The organism is Pleomorphomonas sp. T1.2MG-36, from assembly GCF_950100655.1.
Lineage (GTDB): Bacteria > Pseudomonadota > Alphaproteobacteria > Rhizobiales > Pleomorphomonadaceae > Pleomorphomonas.
Genome location: NZ_CATNLY010000023.1, coordinates 146,869 through 163,132 on the forward strand (window position 1 = coordinate 146,869; position 16,264 = coordinate 163,132).

A 16,264-nucleotide genomic window follows, 5' to 3' on the forward strand; every position below is an offset into this window, starting at 1 on the left:
AAACGTCCGGCGGCTCCAGCCTCCGGACGCGCAACATGTCGTGTTTCGGGCGAGATCGCGCAAGTGCGGCCGCTCACGGCAGGGCGTCGAAGCCTTCCTTGAAGCCTTTCAGGGAGATCGGAATGCCGATGCCGTCTTCAGGCGAGTCGTAGATGATGAACAGCGCCTTGCCGCCATTTTCGAGCTGGCCGATCAGGTCGTCCTGCAGGACGACCTCGGCATAGCAGCCGCGCGCCCGGCAGCGGACGAAGCCGACGCGGCCGATGTCCTTGTCGTCGATGCGAAGGCCGAGGCCGGCCATCAGGTAGACGCCGAGCGGAGCCAGGACACGCATGATCCTGGCCTTCTTGTCGACCGTCTTCACGATCAGGACGGACAGGCCGATGTTGTCGCGGTCCTCGGCGGTGACGTTCTGCACCATGGCGCATTGCTTGTCGCGGGCGCCGACCGGCTGGTCGCAGCGGATCTGCCAATCTCCGTGCGTGGACTCCACCTTGCCGTCGACGAATTCCTGCGCCGCCGCCGAGGAGAGCGTCGCCGGCAATGAACCCAAGGCGAGCAAAACGGAAAGGCAGGCAGAAAGAACGGTCCTCATGACGGTCATGATCCTCTCGTCAACGTCCCAGACCCCGGAAACCGGGAGCGAATCGCCGGCCGGTCCTTATTCCCACACTTGCGGCGGCGCGAAAAGAGAGCGTCAGGCCGCCGGAGGACCATTGGCCGCTTCGCCCGCCGGCGTCGCCGTGGCGCCCGGCACCCGTTCCGGCACACGGAGCGATACATCGGGGACGGCGACCGGGGCCACCTTGGCCACCGCCTTCTTCGCCTTCTCCATCAGCTTTCGCACCTCGTCGGCGTTCATTGGCGACCCGAAAAGGTAGCCTTCCAGGTAGTCGGCGCCGAGGTTGGCAACCTCGTCGAGGTCGATGGCACGGTCGACGCCCTCCACCACCAGCTCCAGCTCAAGGTCGTGGGCAAGCGAGGCGATGGTTCTCAGCAGCGCTTGCCGATGACGGCCGGAACTCCTCAGGATGTTCTGGTCGACCTTGAGCGTGCCGGGCGGCAACCGCTGAAGATAGCTCAGCGAGGAAAAGCCCATGCCGAACTCGTCGACGGCGAAGCCGGCACCGAGTTCCTTCAGCTTCATCAGCATCTGCAGCGAGAACTCCGGGCTCTCCATCAGCAGCCCCTCGGAGAATTCGAGGTGCAGCACGTCGCGCGGCAAGCCGGTGCGGGACAGGACGGCCTTGACGTCGTTCAGGAGCTCATGCCGCAGGATCTGTCGGTTGGACAGGTTGACGGACATGGTCAGGGTATCGCCGAAGGGCAGGTGATCGCGCCAGTCGGCCAGTTGTCGTGCAGCCCGGTCGAGCAGGAACATGCCCAGTTGCACCACGAGACCGGAGCGCACGGCGATCGGCATGAACTCGGCCGGCGGGATCGAGCCCTTGCGCGGATGGTTCCAGCGCAGGAGCGCCTCGAAGCCGGCCACGGACCGGTCGCCAGTCCGAATGACCGGCTGGTAGAGCACCGTCAGCTCGCCCTTGTCGATGGCGCTGCGCAGGTCCTGTTCGAGCGAGGTGAGATCGGCCGACATGATGCGCAGAGCCGGGCGGAAGGTTTCGATGCGGTCGCCGCCGAGCTTCTTGGCAAAGGCGAGAGCGATCTCGGCATCCTGAACCAGGGTGCGCGCTTCCTTGTCGTCGGCGTCGGGCACGGCGATGCCGATGGAGGCGGTGAGGAACACCTCCTTCTCGCCGACGACGATCGGCGCGCGCACAGCCCGCTTGACGGTGTCGGCAAAGGCGGCGAGCCGGTCGGAGGCCTGCTCGGACACCAGCACGATGCCGAAGCGGTCGCCTTCGATGCGCGACAACGTGTCGAGCGGCTTGACGAGACGGCCAAGCCGGCGAGCCAACGTCAACAAGATGGTGTCGCCCACCGACAGGCCCAGCGTTTCGTTGACCTGCCGGAAGCGATCGAGGTCGACGAGGAAGACAGCCGGCCGGCGCTGATTGTCGACCTTGGAGCGGACAAGATCGGAAGACAGCCGATCGATGTAGAGCTCGCGGTTCGGCAGCGAGGTGAGGTTGTCGTGGATGGCGTCGGACAGCAGCCGCTCCTGCGCCAGCTTCATGTCGGTGATGTCGAGCAGCGTGCCGACACAACGGATGACTTCGCCGTCCGAACCGAGGATGGGACGGGCGCGCAGGCGGAACCACTGGTAGTGACCGTCCTGGGCACGCATGCGGAAGGTTTGGCTGAGGCGGCCCTTGCGCGTCTCGACGACGGCGTCGAGCGTCGCCTTGAAGCGCTCCCGGTCCTGCGGGTGCAGATAGTCGAGCCAGTCGCGGGCCGGCCCTTCGAGGCGCCCTCGCTTGAGACCGAGACTCTCCTCGGCCTCGGCCGAAGTGACGATCTGGTCGGCGAGCACGTCCCAATCCCAGATCATATCGCCGGAGCCGGTGAGCGCCAGCGCCTTGCGCTCGCTGTCGTCCACCTGCCCTTGCGTGATGGCGCCGCCGGCAAAGGCGTGCTGCATCACGGTGAAGCCGAGCAGTAGGACGACCAGAACCAGTCCGCCGGCGAGTGCCGGTTGGGCGAGATCGCTGACGAGGCGGCCGGAAACGGCAAGCCCGGTACCGGCCAGCCAGGCCAGGAACACTAGCCAGGTCGGGACCAGCATGATCGCCCGGTCGTAGCCGCGCAGGGCCAACGCCACGATCAGCACGAAGCCCACGCCACCGAGCGCGGCCAACACCATGCGGGCGATGCCGGCGGTGATCGAGGGATCGTAGAGGGCGAGCGCGAACAGGCCGGTCAGCGCCAGGAGCGTGATCAGCATCACGTGGCTGTAGCGCACGTGCCATCGGTTGAGGTTGAGATAGGCGTAGAGGAAGATCACCATGGTGACGGCGATCATCACCTCCGAACCGGCACGATAAAGCTGATCGGTTCCCGAACCGACAGCGAACACCTTGTTCCAGAAACCGAAGTCGATGCAGAGATAGGCAAGCACCGCCCAGGCCAGAGCTGCCGTCGCCGGGAACATCATCGATCCCTTGACCACGAACAGGATGGTCAGGAACAGCGCCAGAAGGCCGGAAATGCCCAGCACGATGCCACGGTAGAGCGTGTAGGCGTTGACGCTGTCCTTGTAGGCATTGGGTTCCCACAGACCGATCTGCGGCAGGTCGCGCGTTCTGAGTTCGACGACGAAGGTGACCACCGTGCCGGGATCGAGCGTCACCAGGAAGACGTCGGAGTCCTGGCTGCTCTGCCGCTCGGGAGCAAAACCGGAGCTCGGCGTGATCGCCGCGATGCGCGATGCGCCAAGGTCGGGCCACATGACGCGCGAACCGACCAGATGGAAATGCGGAGCGACGATCAGCCGGTCGAGTTGCAGGTCCGACTGGTTGGACAGCGAGAAAACCACCCAGGACGGATTGGAATCGATGCCCTTGGCCCGGACCTCGATGCGACGGACGACGCCATCGGGGCCGGGAGCCGTCGACACCTGGATGGAGTTGCCGGCATCGCGCCGATATTCCACGGCGTGCGTCAGATCGAGCGCCTTGACGTCCGGCTCGACGAGAATGGGCTCGGCAGCCAGCGCGAAATGAGGCGCCAGGCCGGCGGCGAACACCAGCAGGAACAAGGTGACGGCGGCGCGGACGAAGGCCAAGGACACTCTCCAGCTCGACTGGCGAACAGTTCGGTTTTGTGGGCCGCACCGAACGGGCGGCTTTTCAGGGTGCGCGGAAGCTGCAACAGCACCCGCTGGGAATCCTTTGCACGGCTTCCTCCGAAGGCGCGTCCGGAGAGATATAGCCGAGGACGGCGGCCGTGCAAACCGCCCGTTCGGCGTCCTCCGTCAGCCGGTACCGTCGTCGCCCGCCGTGCGGGAAAGCAGCACGTGATCCTGCCAGCGGCCATCGATCATCAGATAACGGCGCGCGTAGCCTTCGCGGACGAATCCGGCTTTTTCGAGAAGGCCGAGAGACCGGCCGTTGTCGGGAATGCAGGCCGCCTCCACGCGATGAAGGCGCAACTCGCCGAACGCAAACTCCAGGACCAGCGGCACCGCCCGGCGCATGTAGCCGTGCCCGGCGTAATGCACGCCCATCCAATAGCCAAGGTTGCAGCTCTGGGCGACGCCGCGACGAATGTTAGACAGCGTGATGCCGCCGAGCAGCGTGTCGTCGTCACGACGAAAGATCAGGAAGGCGAAGCCGGTCTGCTCGGCCGCCTCGCGCTGAACGCGGCGAACGCGACGCTTGAAGGACGTGCGCGTCAAATCCTCGGCCGACCAGGTCGGCTCCCATGGCTTCAGAAACGCGTGGCTCTCGGAGCGCTCGTTTACCCAGGCGGCGTAGTCGGACGCCGCCGGCAAGCGCAGGGTGACGGTGTCGTCCGCAAGTACCGGAAGGGTTCCTGACGCCACGACACCGAAAAACGTCATGCTGCGCTCGCCTTGGCCGATACCGCGCTGGCGGCGATCGACCCCACCGAAGGAACCTTGGCGATCGGACCGATAGCCGCGAGCGTCGGGTTGGGCGCGACGTTGATCTTCTCGAGGAACTCGCAGACTTTCTGCGGCGTCACGGCATTGATGCGGGAGACCAGTTCGTCGAGCGGCAACGTACGGCCGTGGAACATGATGTGACGGGCGATCTGGCCGGCCCGCGCCACCGGGCTTTCGAGCGCCATCAGGAGACCGGCGCGAAGCTGCGACTGGGCGCGCTTCACCTCGACCTCGGTCACGGCGGTCGAAGCGCGGGCGATCTCGTTCATGGTCTCCTCGACCACGGCCCCGGCGTCACGCTCGCCGGTCGCCGCCGATATGCCGAAAATGCCGGCATCCTCGAAGCCCCAGTGGAAGGCGTAGATGGAGTAGCAGAGGCCGCGCTTCTCGCGGATCTCCTGGAACAGCCTCGACGACATGCCGCCGCCCAGGATGGACGAGGCGATCTGCGCGGTGATGTAGTCGTCGTCGCCATAGGCGATGCCGGGGAAGCCGAGCACCACCTGCGCCTCCATCAGGTCGCGCTCCTCGCGGGCTTCGCCGCCGACGTAAAGCGCCCGCTCGGGAACGATCGATTCCGCCTCGCCGAAATGCTGGAACTTGCGGCGGGCCATGCGCACCAGCTCGCGATGTTGAAGCTTGCCGGCGGCAGCGATCACCGTGCGGCCACCGGTATAGTGGCGATTGAGATACCCACGCAGCGCGTCGTCGGAGAAGCTCTTCACCGTTTCGATCGAGCCGAGGATCGGCCGGCCGATCGCCTGGCCGGGGAAGGCGGCCTGCTGGAACATGTCGAAGACGAAGTCTTCCGGCGCATCGAGCGCGGCGCCGATCTCCTGCCCGATGACGTGCTTCTCACGATCGAGTTCGTCCGGTTCGAACAGCGAGTTCTGCAGGATGTCGGAGAGGATATCGAGGGCGAGCGGCACGTCTCCGGCCAGCACGCGGGCATAGTAGCTGGTGCTTTCGATGGAGGTGGCGGCGTTCACCTCGCCGCCGACGTTCTCGATCTCCTCGGCGATATCCTTGGCCGAACGCTTCTTGGTCCCCTTGAAGGCCATGTGTTCGAGAAGGTGGGAGATGCCATTCTCGTCCGACGCCTCCGATCGCGATCCGGCCGCCACCCAGACGCCGAGCGCCGCCGATGCCAGGTGCGGCATGGAATGGGTGACGACGGTGATGCCGTTGTCCAACTTCGTTACTTCGACGGCCATCCGACCATTTCCTCCCTAGAAGGTCAGCTTTTGTAGCGAACTCTGCATGGAACGACGCGCCACTCAATACAAAGTTTCACCAGCCCCTTCACTTTTGCCGGCGTTTCCCTCCCGCCGGCAGACTGCTCAGGCAAGAACCCGAGCGCGCTGGCGCACGAAAGTCTCGACGGCGGCAAGATCGTTGGCAAGCACGGTCATGCACTCCGGTCTCTCCATCAGATCCCCCAGGAAGGCCGGCAAGGCCGGCCGCTCGCCGGTCGCCGCGCCCACGGCGTCAGGGAACTTGGCGGGATGGGCCGTGGCGAGCGTCACCATCGGCACCACGCCTCCGGTGAAGGCCTCGGCCACCACCACGCCATTGCCGCCATGGGTATCGATCAGGTAGCCCGCGTCATTCCGCAGGCGGCGGATGAGGTCAGCCGTCGCCTCGACCGAGGCCCGGCCGGCGCCGAACTCCTTGCGGATGCCGGCATGGGCCGCTTCGGGCAACGTGAAGGCGCCCGACTGGGACAGGGTCTGCATCAGACGGGTCACGGTGCCCGCATCACGACCACAGGCCTCGAAGACGAGACGCTCGAAGTTTGAGGAGACCTCGATGTCCATCGACGGCGAGGTCGACGGCACGACTCCGGTCACTTCGTAGCGTCCGGATTCCAGCGTGCGGGCGAGGATGTCGTTGACGTTGGTGGCGATCACCAGCTTCTCGATGGGCAAGCCCATCTTCTTGGCGACATAGCCGGCGAAAATGTCGCCGAAGTTGCCGGTCGGCACGGTGAACGACACCTTGCGAGCGGGCGCACCGAGCGCGACGGCAGCGACGAAATAGTAGACCACCTGGGCGGCGATGCGGCCCCAGTTGATCGAGTTGACGCCGGACAGGCTGAGTTCGTCGCGGAAGGCGAAGTGGTTGAACATGCCCTTCACGAGGCTCTGGGCATCGTCGAACGTGCCTTCGAGGGCGATGCAGTGGACGTTTCGGTCGGCCACCGTGGTCATCTGCCGGCGCTGCACATCCGACACGCGGCCGTTCGGAAACAGGATGAAGATGTCGGTGTTGTCGCGGCCACGGAAGGCCTCGATCGCCGCGCCACCGGTGTCGCCGGAAGTGGCGCCAACGATGGTGGCACGGGCGCCGCGCTGGCCGAGCACGTGATCCATCAGGCGGGCGAGCAACTGCATCGCCACATCCTTGAAGGCCAGTGTCGGCCCGTGAAACAGCTCAAGCAGGAAATGGCCGGGAGCGATCTGGACGAGGGGCGTCACCGCCGGATGGCGGAAGGTGCCGGTATAGGCGGCGTCGATCATCGCCTTGAGGTCGGCATCGGCGATATCGCCGTCAACGAAGCGCGAGATCACTTCGAAGGCGACATCGGCGTAAGGCCGGCCAGCGAAGGAGGCGATGGTCGCGGCGTCGAGCGTCGGCCAGGTTTCGGGCACGTAGAGGCCACCGTCGCGGGCGAGACCGGCGAGAACAACGTCGGAAAAGCCGAGAACGGGGGCGTTGCCACGGGTGCTGACGTATTTCATGGAACTCTTCCCTGTCCTTACGCGACGACGGCTCGCCTTCTTCCTGGAGATGATCTACCGGCGGCGGAACTCCGCCGCAAGCGCGGTGGCAGCGGTGAAAGACCGTTTTTTGGCCGCCGGTCTCGCCAAAGCGTCGTGAAGACGCCATATCGATCCGGCATGCCCATCCCATGACCGAGATCGCAATCATGACCGATGCCGCCCTGCAACAGACCATTCCCTCCCTCGGGCTGGCGCTTGGCGGCGGCGGCGCGCGCGGCCTCGCCCACGTGCATGCGCTCGCCGCCCTCGATGATCTAGGCGTCCGTCCGTCGGCCATCGTCGGCTGCTCGATCGGGGCGCTGATCGGCGCCGCGGCGGCCGCTGGTCTCTCGGGCGCGGAGATCAAGGACGAGACACTCGCCGCGCTAGGCCGGCCGGCAGACGTCTGGGGCAAGGTGTGGAAGCTTCGCCCTCGCAGCCTTGCCGACATTGTCGGCGGCTTGCCGCTGTTCGACCCGGAAGCGGCGATCCGCGAGTTCCTGCCCGAGCGAGTTCCCGACGACTTCGGCGATCTTCCAATCCCCTTTTCGACTGTCGCCGCCGACTATTACGGCGCCGCCGAAGTGGAGATCGGCGCCGGCTCGCTGCGCCGCGCCGTCGCCGCCTCGATCGCCCTGCCCGCCCTGTTCCGGTCCGTGGAGATTGGCGGCCTGCCCCTGATCGACGGCGGAGTGGTCAATCCGCTGCCTTTCGACAAGCTGCCGGAAGACATCGGAATGATCGTCGCGGTCGACGTGGTGGGCATGCCGGTACGATCCGACAAGGGACGCCCGCCCGGCGCCCGCGAAGCGCTGTTCGGCTCAAGCCAGATCCTGATGCAGGCCCTCATCTCCGAAAAGCTGAAGTCGCGTCAGCCGGACGTGCTAATCCGCCCTCCGATCGACGGTGTCGGCGTGCTCGACTTCACCAAGGCCAAGGAGATTCTCGCAGCCACCGCTTGCGTTCGCGAAGAGGTGAAGGCGGCCCTCGGGCGCCGGCTCGACGCCGCGGCCTGAGCGCGGCTCCGGCATTGGGCATGGCATTGCCTTAGCGTCGGTCGGCGAAGAACTCCTTGAGAAGCCGCCCGGCTTCGCTTTCGCCGATGCCCGAATAGACGTCCGGAGCGTGATGGCAGCCGGACGAGGCGAAGAAGCGGACGTTGTGCTCCACCGCCCCGCCCTTCTCATCGGCGGCAGCGTAATAGAGGCGCCGCAGGCGGGCGAAGGATATGGCCCCCGCGCACATGGCGCAGGGCTCGAGGCTGACATAGAGGTCGCAGCCGATCAGCCGCTCCGACCCGATCGTGGCGGCGGCGGCCCGGATCGCCAGCATCTCGGCATGGGCCGTCGGGTCTCTGAGCTCAAGCGTGCGGTTGCCGGCGGAAGCGAGAACGGCGCCGTCACGCACGATCACCGCGCCAACGGGCACCTCGCCGCGAGTTGCGGCCGAGCGGGCCTCCTCGATGGCGATATCCATGAAACCGGACATTCTGACCCCCAACGTGATGCATGGGATATAGCCGGCTTGCCCTGCCGGAACATAGCTCGAATTCAAACCTTCGCCCGCATCACAGACCGGCTGCACGTGGAGCGCTTTTCCTGCTAAGAGCGTCGACATGATCAAGACACCCTCCCCCGCCCCCAAGGCGAAGAAATCTCCGGCCAAGGCCGATGACGGCGCCGACCGCATCGCCAAGGTGATCGCCCGCGCCGGCCTGTGTTCGCGTCGCGAGGCCGAAACCTGGATTGCCGACGGCCGCGTCAAGCTCAACGGCAGCCTGCTCGACACGCCGGCGGTCACCGTCAAGGCCGGCGACAAGGTCGAGGTGGACGGCCAGCCGTTGCCCGAGCGCGACCGCACCCGCCTGTGGCTGTTCCACAAGCCGCGCGGCACCGTCACCACCACCTACGATCCCGAGGGGCGGCCGACGGTATTCTCGATCTTCCCGGAAGATCTGCCGCGCGTCATGACCATCGGCCGGCTCGACATCAACACCGAAGGCTTGCTGCTGCTCACCAACGACGGCGGCCTCGCCCGCATATTGGAGTTGCCGGCCACCGGCTGGCTGCGACGCTATCGCGTGCGCGCCCACGGCGACATCGACCAGGCTCGGCTCGATGCGTTGAAGGACGGCATCGCCATCGACGGCATTCTCTACGGCTCGGTGGAAGCGACAATCGATCGCCGTCAGGGCGACAATGTCTGGCTGACGGTTGGGCTGCGCGAGGGCAAGAACCGCGAGGTGAAGACCATCCTCGCTCATCTCGGCCTCGACGTGAACCGGCTGATCCGCGTCTCCTTCGGTCCGTTCCAGCTCGGCGAACTGGCCGACGGCAAGGTCGAGGAAGTCCCGCGCCGCGTGCTGCGCGCCCAGCTCGGCGATCGGCTGGCCGGTGAAGCGGGTGCCGATTTCGATCAGCGCGAAGACGACCGTGCACCGATCCAGTCGATCATCGCCAAGGGCATGAAGGCAGCCTCCCCTTCGAGCGAAAGGGAGCCCACCCTTGCCAAGGAGAGAGCGCCGACGAGGCCGAGAGCCACGTCCGCGGCGGCAAACCGCAAGCGCCACGAGGCCGATCTCGATGCGTCGAAATCCCGTCAGCCGGCCGGGCGGACCGGTAGCAAGGCCGGAGCAGGGAAACCTCCGGTTCGGGTCGCCAAGGCGGAAAAGCCGCAGCGCGCCACGCTGACGCTGAAGAACGAGACGACTGACGGTCGCCGCGACGGCCGTCTGAGCCGTCACGCCGAGACCGGGGACGCGCCGCGCGCCTACAAGTCCGGCAAGAGCTTCGACGTCGACCGCAAGCCGCGCGCCCATGGCGACGAACCGGCGCGCGTGCGCGGCGAGAGGCCGCAGCGTGGCATCACGCCGAAGGGCAGCCGCATTCAGGACGGAAGTCCGATGGGCGCCCCGGGCGGCAAGGGAGGAAAGGGCGGCCGGGGACCGAAGGATGGTGGCGGTCGCAACGGACCGGGCAAGCCGAGGGGACGCGATGCGGATCGTCGCCGGTAAGCATCGCGGCGCGGCGCTGGCAACGCCGGCGGCCGGCAGCCTGGCCATTCGCCCCACGTCCGACCGGTTGCGCGAGAGCGTCTTCAACATTCTCGAGCACGCCTATGAAGGCGTTTTCGCGGATGCCCGCGTCATGGACGTGTTCGCCGGCACCGGCGCCCTCGGGTTCGAGGCGATGAGCCGGGGAGCGAAAACCTGCCTGTTCGTCGAGGAAGCGGCGGAGGCGCGCGGCCTCATTCGTCGCAACCAGGAATCCCTGGGCCTGATGGGGACGACGCGCATCTTCCGCCGCGATGCCACGACCATGGGATCGATCGGTCCGGCCGAGCCCTACACCCTTGCCTTCCTCGATCCGCCCTATGGGAAGGGCCTCGCGGAAAAGGCGCTTGGCTCGCTGCTTGCCGGCGGCTGGCTCGCGGATGGCGCCATCGTCGTCATCGAGGAGGCCGCCAAGGCGGACGTGGCGCTGCCGGACGGGCTGGAGCGGCTGGATCAGCGCCAGTACGGGGAGACGCAGGTCGTCTTCGCCCGCCGGGCCTGATCAGCCAAGAACGGACATCAGGGCGGCCACCTCGCCGGGATCGTTGGCGCGTCGCGGGAAACACAAACGCCTGACGCCGTTGTCGGCGACATCGACACCGTCCGGATCGAACGCGACCGGGCGCGGATCGACGTCGCCGAACGTTTCGATGAGCGACGCCTCGGCAAGCGCGAAGGCCTCGGCCACGGCCGGGGCAACCAGAAGATCGTCTGCGCGGAGGCGCGAGATCCGCCCGAAGCCGGCGACGAGATGGGCGCCATCCACAACCATGCGATGGATGGAGAAGTCGCCAAAGCCCGCATAGCCCTCCGCCTTGGGGTGTCGCGCCAGAAAGCGCTTGAGGAGATGCGCGTGCGCGTCTTCATCGCCGGCCATGCCGCGGAACCGGCCGATGAGCGTGAGGCGGGCTCCGGTCAGCGGATCTTCGCCCGCGCCGGCCGGCGCCTGCATCAGGAGAGAGGCGCGGTCGTCGCGATCCAGATGGCGCGTGTGGGCGGCAAGCCCGGAAACAAGGATGAGCGGAGCACCGTCGATGTCGGTGGCCACCGTCACGAAGGTCACGAACGGTCCGCCGTCGGTCGCGAGCGTACCGAGCGAAGCGGTCGCAGCCGAGCGGAGAATCCGGCGCGCCATGTCCGGGGCATCGAAGCTCGCGTCGCTCATCGGAAACCTCCCTTGATCCCACCGCCTGCCGCCATTGGACTGCAAGCGAACCGGAACGAACAGTATGACCACAAGGCCCGGCCGCCATGGCCATGGGCGCGAATTCAGTCTCGCCGCCCTCAAAGAGGGTGAAAAAGCGAGTGAATTCTTGATCTTTCTACATTGTTGCCCAGATTCCGCTCAACTCTGCTACAAAGGTCCGGCTATCGAAACCGACCGAATATGACATGAAGAGCTGAGGCTCGGAACTGACGGGGACTTGGGGCATGCCGACCATCGCGCTCGTGGACGATGACAGAAACATCCTGACGTCCGTCTCGATCGCCCTCGAATCGGAGGGTTATCGCGTCGAGACCTATACCGATGGCGCTTCGGCCCTCGACGGTCTCAGCAAGGCCCAACCCGATCTCGCCATTCTCGATATCAAGATGCCGCGCATGGACGGCATGGAGCTGTTGCGCCGCCTCAGGCAGAAGACCGACATGCCGGTGATCTTCCTGACCTCCAAGGACGACGAGATCGACGAGTTGTTCGGCCTGAAGATGGGCGCCGACGACTTCATTCACAAGCCGTTCTCGCAGCGCCTGCTGGTCGAGCGAGTCAAGGCGGTGCTGCGCCGCGTCGCCCCGCGCGACACCTCGGCCGCGCCGAAGCCGACCGACGCCAACCGCAACATCGAGCGCGGCAATCTCGTGATGGACCAGGAGCGGCACACCTGCACCTGGAAGGGCCAGAACGTGGTGCTGACCGTCACCGAGTTCCTGATCCTGTTCGCGCTTGCCCAGCGCCCAGGAGTGGTGAAGAGCCGCAACGCGCTGATGGATGCCGCCTACGACGATCAGGTCTATGTCGACGACCGCACCATCGACAGCCACATCAAGCGGCTGCGCAAGAAGTTCAAGGCCATCGACGACGATTTCGAGATGATCGAAACCCTCTACGGCGTCGGTTACCGCTTCAAGGAGATGTGAGGCGGGCTCTAGCGGAGCGATTTGACATTTGCAGTCCGGGCCAGCATCTGGCGGAGGCGAATGTCGGAGCGAACCACTAGCGGGATACAAGGTCGATGAGGGGAAGCCAGGAAGCCGACCGGGTCGACGGCGGGCGCATCCAGACGATGCGCCGGTTGGTGCCGGTCATCGCCCGCCGCATCAAGCGCTTCGCGGCGACCTCGATCGGTACCTCGCTCAGCCGCCGCATCCTCGTCCTCAACCTCGCCGCGCTGGTGGCGCTGGTGTCCGGCATCCTCTATCTCAACCAGTTCCGCGCCGGACTGATCGATGCGCGCGTCGAAAGCCTGCTGACGCAGGGCGAGATCATGGCCGGCGCCATCGCCGCCTCTGCCTCGGCCGTGTCCAATACGATCACCATCGACCCCGAGCGCCTGCTGCAGATGCAGGCCGGCGGCGAGATGACCGCGCCGACCGATACGGAAAGCCTCGACTTCCCCATCAATCCTGAGCGGGTCGCGCCGCTGTTGCGGCGGCTGATCACCCCGACCAAGACGCGGGCGCGCATCTACGACCGCGATGGCATCCTGATCCTCGATTCGCGATTTCTCTATTCGCGAGGACAGGTACTGCGCTTCAATCTGCCGCCGTCGAAGCCGCCGCAGCCGTCTCTCATCGAGCAAGCGATCAACGCCATCAATTTCCGGCTGAGGCGGATCGACCTTCCGGTCTACCGGGAACTCGGCGGCGGCAACGGACGCGGCTACCCCGAGGTGGAGCGGGCGCTCAACGGCTCACCGGGCACGGTGGTCCGCGTCAACGAGGCCGGCGAGATGATCGTCTCCGTCGCGGTGCCGGTACAGCGCTTCGGCGTGGTGGTCGGCTCGCTGCTGCTGTCCACCGAGGGCGGCGACATCGACGCCATCGTCGCCGCCGAGCGCTGGGGCATCTTCCGCGTCTTCCTGGTCGCGGCGGCGGTCACGACCACGCTATCCTTCCTTCTGGCCGGCACCATCGCCCGGCCGCTCCGCCGCCTTGCCGCCGCCGCCGACCGCATCCGGAGAGGCGTCAAGCAGCGCGAGGAAATCCCTTCGTTCGACCGCGAGGACGAGATCGGCGATCTCGCCCGCGCCTTCCGCGACATGACCAACGCGCTCTACAGCCGCATGGACGCCACCGAAAGCTTTGCCGCCGACGTCTCCCACGAGCTCAAGAATCCGCTGACCTCGTTGCGCTCGGCGGTGGAAACGCTGCCGCTGGCCAAGAGCGACATCAGCCGCGGGCGTCTCCTCGACATCATCCAGCACGACGTCCGCCGCCTCGATCGTCTGATCACCGACATCTCCGACGCCTCGCGCCTCGATGCCGAGCTCGCCCGCGAGGACGCCGCGCCGCTCGACGTCGGCCGGCTCGTGGAAGGCGTCGTCTCGCTGGCCCGCGAGACGGGACGCCATCAGGATATCGGCATTGACCTCAGGATCGACCGCAACGAGGGCAACAAGCCGCTGAAGGTGCTCGGCCACGACAGTAGACTCGGACAGGTGTTCAACAACCTGATCGACAACGCCCGCTCGTTCTCTCCTGAGGGTGGGAAAGTGGAGGTGACCGTTCGACGAGAAGGAGGCATGATCGCGGTGATCGTCGACGATCACGGCCCGGGCATTCGTGCCGAGAAGCTCGAACGGGTCTTCGAGCGCTTCTACACCGACCGGCCCGAGGGCGAAGGCTTCGGAAACAACTCGGGCCTCGGCCTGTCGATCTCCAAGCAGATCGTCGAGGCCCATCGGGGTACCATTGCGGCGATCAACCGCCAGGACGATCCTGCCGAGCCGGATCGCGTCACCGGTGCGCGCTTCGTGGTGTCGCTGCCGGCCGACCTCGCCACATGATCCCGCCGACCATCCATGCCACCGTCGTCGTCATCGGCGAGACGGGCCTGCTGATCCGGGGCGCCTCGGGCGCCGGCAAGACCTCGCTTGCCTTCGCGCTTGTCGAGGCGGCCAGGCGGAGCGGTATCTACGCCGCCTTCGTCGCCGATGACAGGGTGGCGCTGTCCTGCGCCAACGGTCGGCTTGTCGCCCGCTGTCCGGAAACGATCCTCGGCCTTGCCGAGCGTCGCGGCCATGGCATCGAAAAGGTCGACCACGTGCCGGCGGCGGTGATCCGTCTCGTCGCCGATCTGGTGGCGGCGGAGACGATAACCCGTTTGCCCGAGATCACCGACGAGGAGACCGAGATCGAAGGGGTGAAACTGCGCCGGCAGGCGATTCCGGCACGGCAACCGGACGTCTCGCTGCCCCTCCTGGGGGCGGCCCTCACGGAAATGAACAAGATTTAACGATTGCGGCCACAATTCGGACAGAAGATAGCCATTTCCCCTAAAGCCTGCCCAAGGCCCGGCTTTTCGGGCTATCGGCCGGCGTCTTTTATTGAGTTCTCCCCCCATCCCTGGCGCTCCCCGAGCGGCCGGGCCGGCCTCAAGTCCGATTTCCTCTTGAAAGAAATCCCGCTCTGGTGAAGATGTGGCCCGTTCCAGCTTGGAGCGAAACCAACATGGCGTGCCGCATGTTCTTCGTAATCTTTAGGGATCGGACCCCAGCATGATCGGGTTGGTTCTGGTGACGCATGGTCGGCTGGCAGACGAATTCCGGTCGGCGCTTGAGCATGTGGTCGGTCCCCAGGCCGATTTTGAGACCATCTGCATCGGCCCCGAGGACGACATGGAACAGCGGCGGAGCGACATCATCGCCTCTGTCGGTCGCGTCAACTCCGGCAAGGGCGTCATTCTGCTCACCGACATGTTCGGTGGCACTCCCTCGAATCTCGCCATTTCCGTGATGGATATCGGCGACGTCGAAGTGATCGCCGGCGTCAATCTGCCGATGCTGGTCAAGCTCGCAACGGTGCGCAAGGAGCGGCCGCTGGCCGAAACCGTCACCGAGGCCCGCGACGCCGGCCGTAAATACATTTCCGTGGCCAGCCAGGTACTCGCCGGATCATGACAGACGACAGAGCCGACAATGCCATTGTCCGCGAGCTGAAAATTCTGAACAAGAAGGGCCTTCACGCTCGCGCCTCGGCGAAATTCGTCCAGTGCGTCGACCGCTTCGAGGCGGAGGTCTGCGTCCTGAAAGACGGCCAGAGCGTGTCCGGAACGTCGATCATGGGCCTGATGATGCTCGCGGCCGGCATAGGCTCGTCCATCGAAGTGCGCGCCGTCGGCGCCGACGCCGACGCCGTCATCGAGGCCATCTCCGCGCTGGTCAACGACCGCTTCGGCGAGGGCGAATAGCCCTCATGGCTTCGACGCTCGACGTCGTTCCGGCCACGCCGCAGCGCCTGGCGTCATTGCCTACTTGGTTTCCGACGCCTGAAGCGCTGGCGCAGTGGGGAGGGAGCGGCGTCCGTTTTCCGCTCGATGCCGTCCAGATCGATGCGATGCTCGCCGAGACGCAAACGGAACCGCCGCTTCGGCTGGCCTTTGCCGGTGTCGTCGAGCACGATACGGCGGCCCACGCTCAGCTGGTTCTCGACTGGACCGACGGCATCGCCCGCCTCGCCCGTTTTGCCATCGCCCCTCGATATCGTGGCCAGGGATTGGCGCGGCCATTTCTCACCGAGATTTTCGACCGCCTTGACGACATCGGCGCCTTTCCGCGCCTCGAGCTCAACGTCTACACGTTCAATACGCCGGCCATCGCGCTCTACGAGTCCCTTGGTTTCGAGCGCGAAGGCGTTCGGCGATCATCAGTCAGGGTCGGCGATGCCCGATGGGACACGGCGATCTACGCCATCATCCGCGAACGCTGA

The 16,264-nt window shown here is 66.0% G+C and carries 15 protein-coding genes and 1 pseudogene; 9 read left to right on the forward strand and 7 right to left on the reverse strand.

Annotated features, from left to right (window positions below; all coding sequences use genetic code 11):
• Positions 1-73: 73 nt before the first annotated feature.
• From QQZ18_RS12145 to thrC, 5 genes are all read right to left on the reverse strand, one after another.
• The gene (locus QQZ18_RS12145; protein WP_284541871.1) at positions 74-595 is read right to left on the reverse strand and encodes an invasion associated locus B family protein; all 522 of its coding nucleotides are present in this window, start codon (positions 593-595) and stop codon (positions 74-76) included.
• Positions 596-697: 102 nt separating this feature from the next.
• The gene (locus QQZ18_RS12150; RefSeq protein WP_446728644.1) at positions 698-3,685 is read right to left on the reverse strand and encodes an EAL domain-containing protein; all 2,988 of its coding nucleotides are present in this window, start codon (positions 3,683-3,685) and stop codon (positions 698-700) included.
• 189 nt (positions 3,686-3,874) lie between these two features.
• Positions 3,875-4,462, reverse strand: coding sequence for a GNAT family N-acetyltransferase (locus QQZ18_RS12155; RefSeq protein WP_284541187.1), 588 nt, complete (start codon positions 4,460-4,462; stop codon positions 3,875-3,877).
• Positions 4,459-5,739, reverse strand: coding sequence for a M16 family metallopeptidase (locus QQZ18_RS12160; protein ID WP_284541188.1), 1,281 nt, complete (start codon positions 5,737-5,739; stop codon positions 4,459-4,461). The genes QQZ18_RS12155 and QQZ18_RS12160 overlap by 4 nt, the downstream gene beginning before the upstream one ends.
• A gap of 126 nt (positions 5,740-5,865) precedes the next feature.
• On the reverse strand, positions 5,866-7,266 hold the full coding sequence (gene thrC, locus QQZ18_RS12165; RefSeq protein ID WP_284541189.1) for a threonine synthase: 1,401 nt from the start codon (positions 7,264-7,266) through the stop codon (positions 5,866-5,868).
• A 170-nt stretch (positions 7,267-7,436) separates the two neighbouring features.
• Here thrC and QQZ18_RS12170 point away from each other — a divergent pair, with 170 nt between their 5' ends.
• Positions 7,437-8,303 carry a patatin-like phospholipase family protein gene (locus QQZ18_RS12170; RefSeq protein ID WP_284541190.1) on the forward strand — a complete coding sequence of 289 codons (867 nt, stop codon included), beginning with the start codon at positions 7,437-7,439 and terminating at the stop codon, positions 8,301-8,303.
• A gap of 31 nt (positions 8,304-8,334) precedes the next feature.
• Here QQZ18_RS12170 and QQZ18_RS12175 read toward each other — a convergent pair whose 3' ends face one another.
• The gene (locus QQZ18_RS12175) at positions 8,335-8,775 is read right to left on the reverse strand and encodes a nucleoside deaminase (RefSeq protein WP_284541191.1); all 441 of its coding nucleotides are present in this window, start codon (positions 8,773-8,775) and stop codon (positions 8,335-8,337) included.
• 127 nt (positions 8,776-8,902) lie between these two features.
• Here QQZ18_RS12175 and QQZ18_RS23815 point away from each other — a divergent pair.
• Both QQZ18_RS23815 and rsmD read left to right on the forward strand, forming a co-directional pair.
• Positions 8,903-9,628, forward strand: a pseudogene (locus QQZ18_RS23815) (pseudouridine synthase); the annotation flags it as partial.
• 652 nt (positions 9,629-10,280) lie between these two features.
• Positions 10,281-10,841, forward strand: coding sequence for a 16S rRNA (guanine(966)-N(2))-methyltransferase RsmD (rsmD, locus tag QQZ18_RS12185; protein WP_284541193.1), 561 nt, complete (start codon positions 10,281-10,283; stop codon positions 10,839-10,841).
• On the opposite strand, the gene QQZ18_RS12190 is transcribed toward rsmD, so the two are convergent.
• Entirely contained in the window at positions 10,842-11,504 is a 663-nt protein-coding gene (locus tag QQZ18_RS12190) for a HugZ family pyridoxamine 5'-phosphate oxidase (RefSeq protein WP_284541194.1), read from the reverse strand. It lies immediately after the preceding gene.
• Positions 11,505-11,770: 266 nt separating this feature from the next.
• Here QQZ18_RS12190 and QQZ18_RS12195 point away from each other — a divergent pair, with 266 nt between their 5' ends.
• From QQZ18_RS12195 to QQZ18_RS12220, 6 genes are all read left to right on the forward strand, one after another.
• The gene (locus QQZ18_RS12195; protein ID WP_251755209.1) at positions 11,771-12,475 is read left to right on the forward strand and encodes a response regulator transcription factor; all 705 of its coding nucleotides are present in this window, start codon (positions 11,771-11,773) and stop codon (positions 12,473-12,475) included.
• A 95-nt stretch (positions 12,476-12,570) separates the two neighbouring features.
• Entirely contained in the window at positions 12,571-14,343 is a 1,773-nt protein-coding gene (locus tag QQZ18_RS12200; protein WP_446728645.1) for a stimulus-sensing domain-containing protein, read from the forward strand.
• A complete protein-coding gene (locus tag QQZ18_RS12205; RefSeq protein WP_284541196.1) occupies positions 14,340-14,792 on the forward strand; it encodes an HPr kinase/phosphorylase in 453 nt (150 codons plus the stop codon). The genes QQZ18_RS12200 and QQZ18_RS12205 overlap by 4 nt, the downstream gene beginning before the upstream one ends.
• A gap of 262 nt (positions 14,793-15,054) precedes the next feature.
• Positions 15,055-15,456 carry a PTS sugar transporter subunit IIA gene (locus tag QQZ18_RS12210; protein WP_026790909.1) on the forward strand — a complete coding sequence of 134 codons (402 nt, stop codon included), beginning with the start codon at positions 15,055-15,057 and terminating at the stop codon, positions 15,454-15,456.
• The gene (locus QQZ18_RS12215; protein WP_284541197.1) at positions 15,453-15,746 is read left to right on the forward strand and encodes an HPr family phosphocarrier protein; all 294 of its coding nucleotides are present in this window, start codon (positions 15,453-15,455) and stop codon (positions 15,744-15,746) included. Before QQZ18_RS12210 ends, QQZ18_RS12215 begins: the two co-directional genes overlap by 4 nt.
• A 5-nt stretch (positions 15,747-15,751) precedes the next feature.
• Positions 15,752-16,264: a GNAT family N-acetyltransferase gene (locus QQZ18_RS12220; protein ID WP_284541198.1), complete on the forward strand. Its 513-nt coding sequence runs from the start codon at positions 15,752-15,754 to the stop codon at positions 16,262-16,264.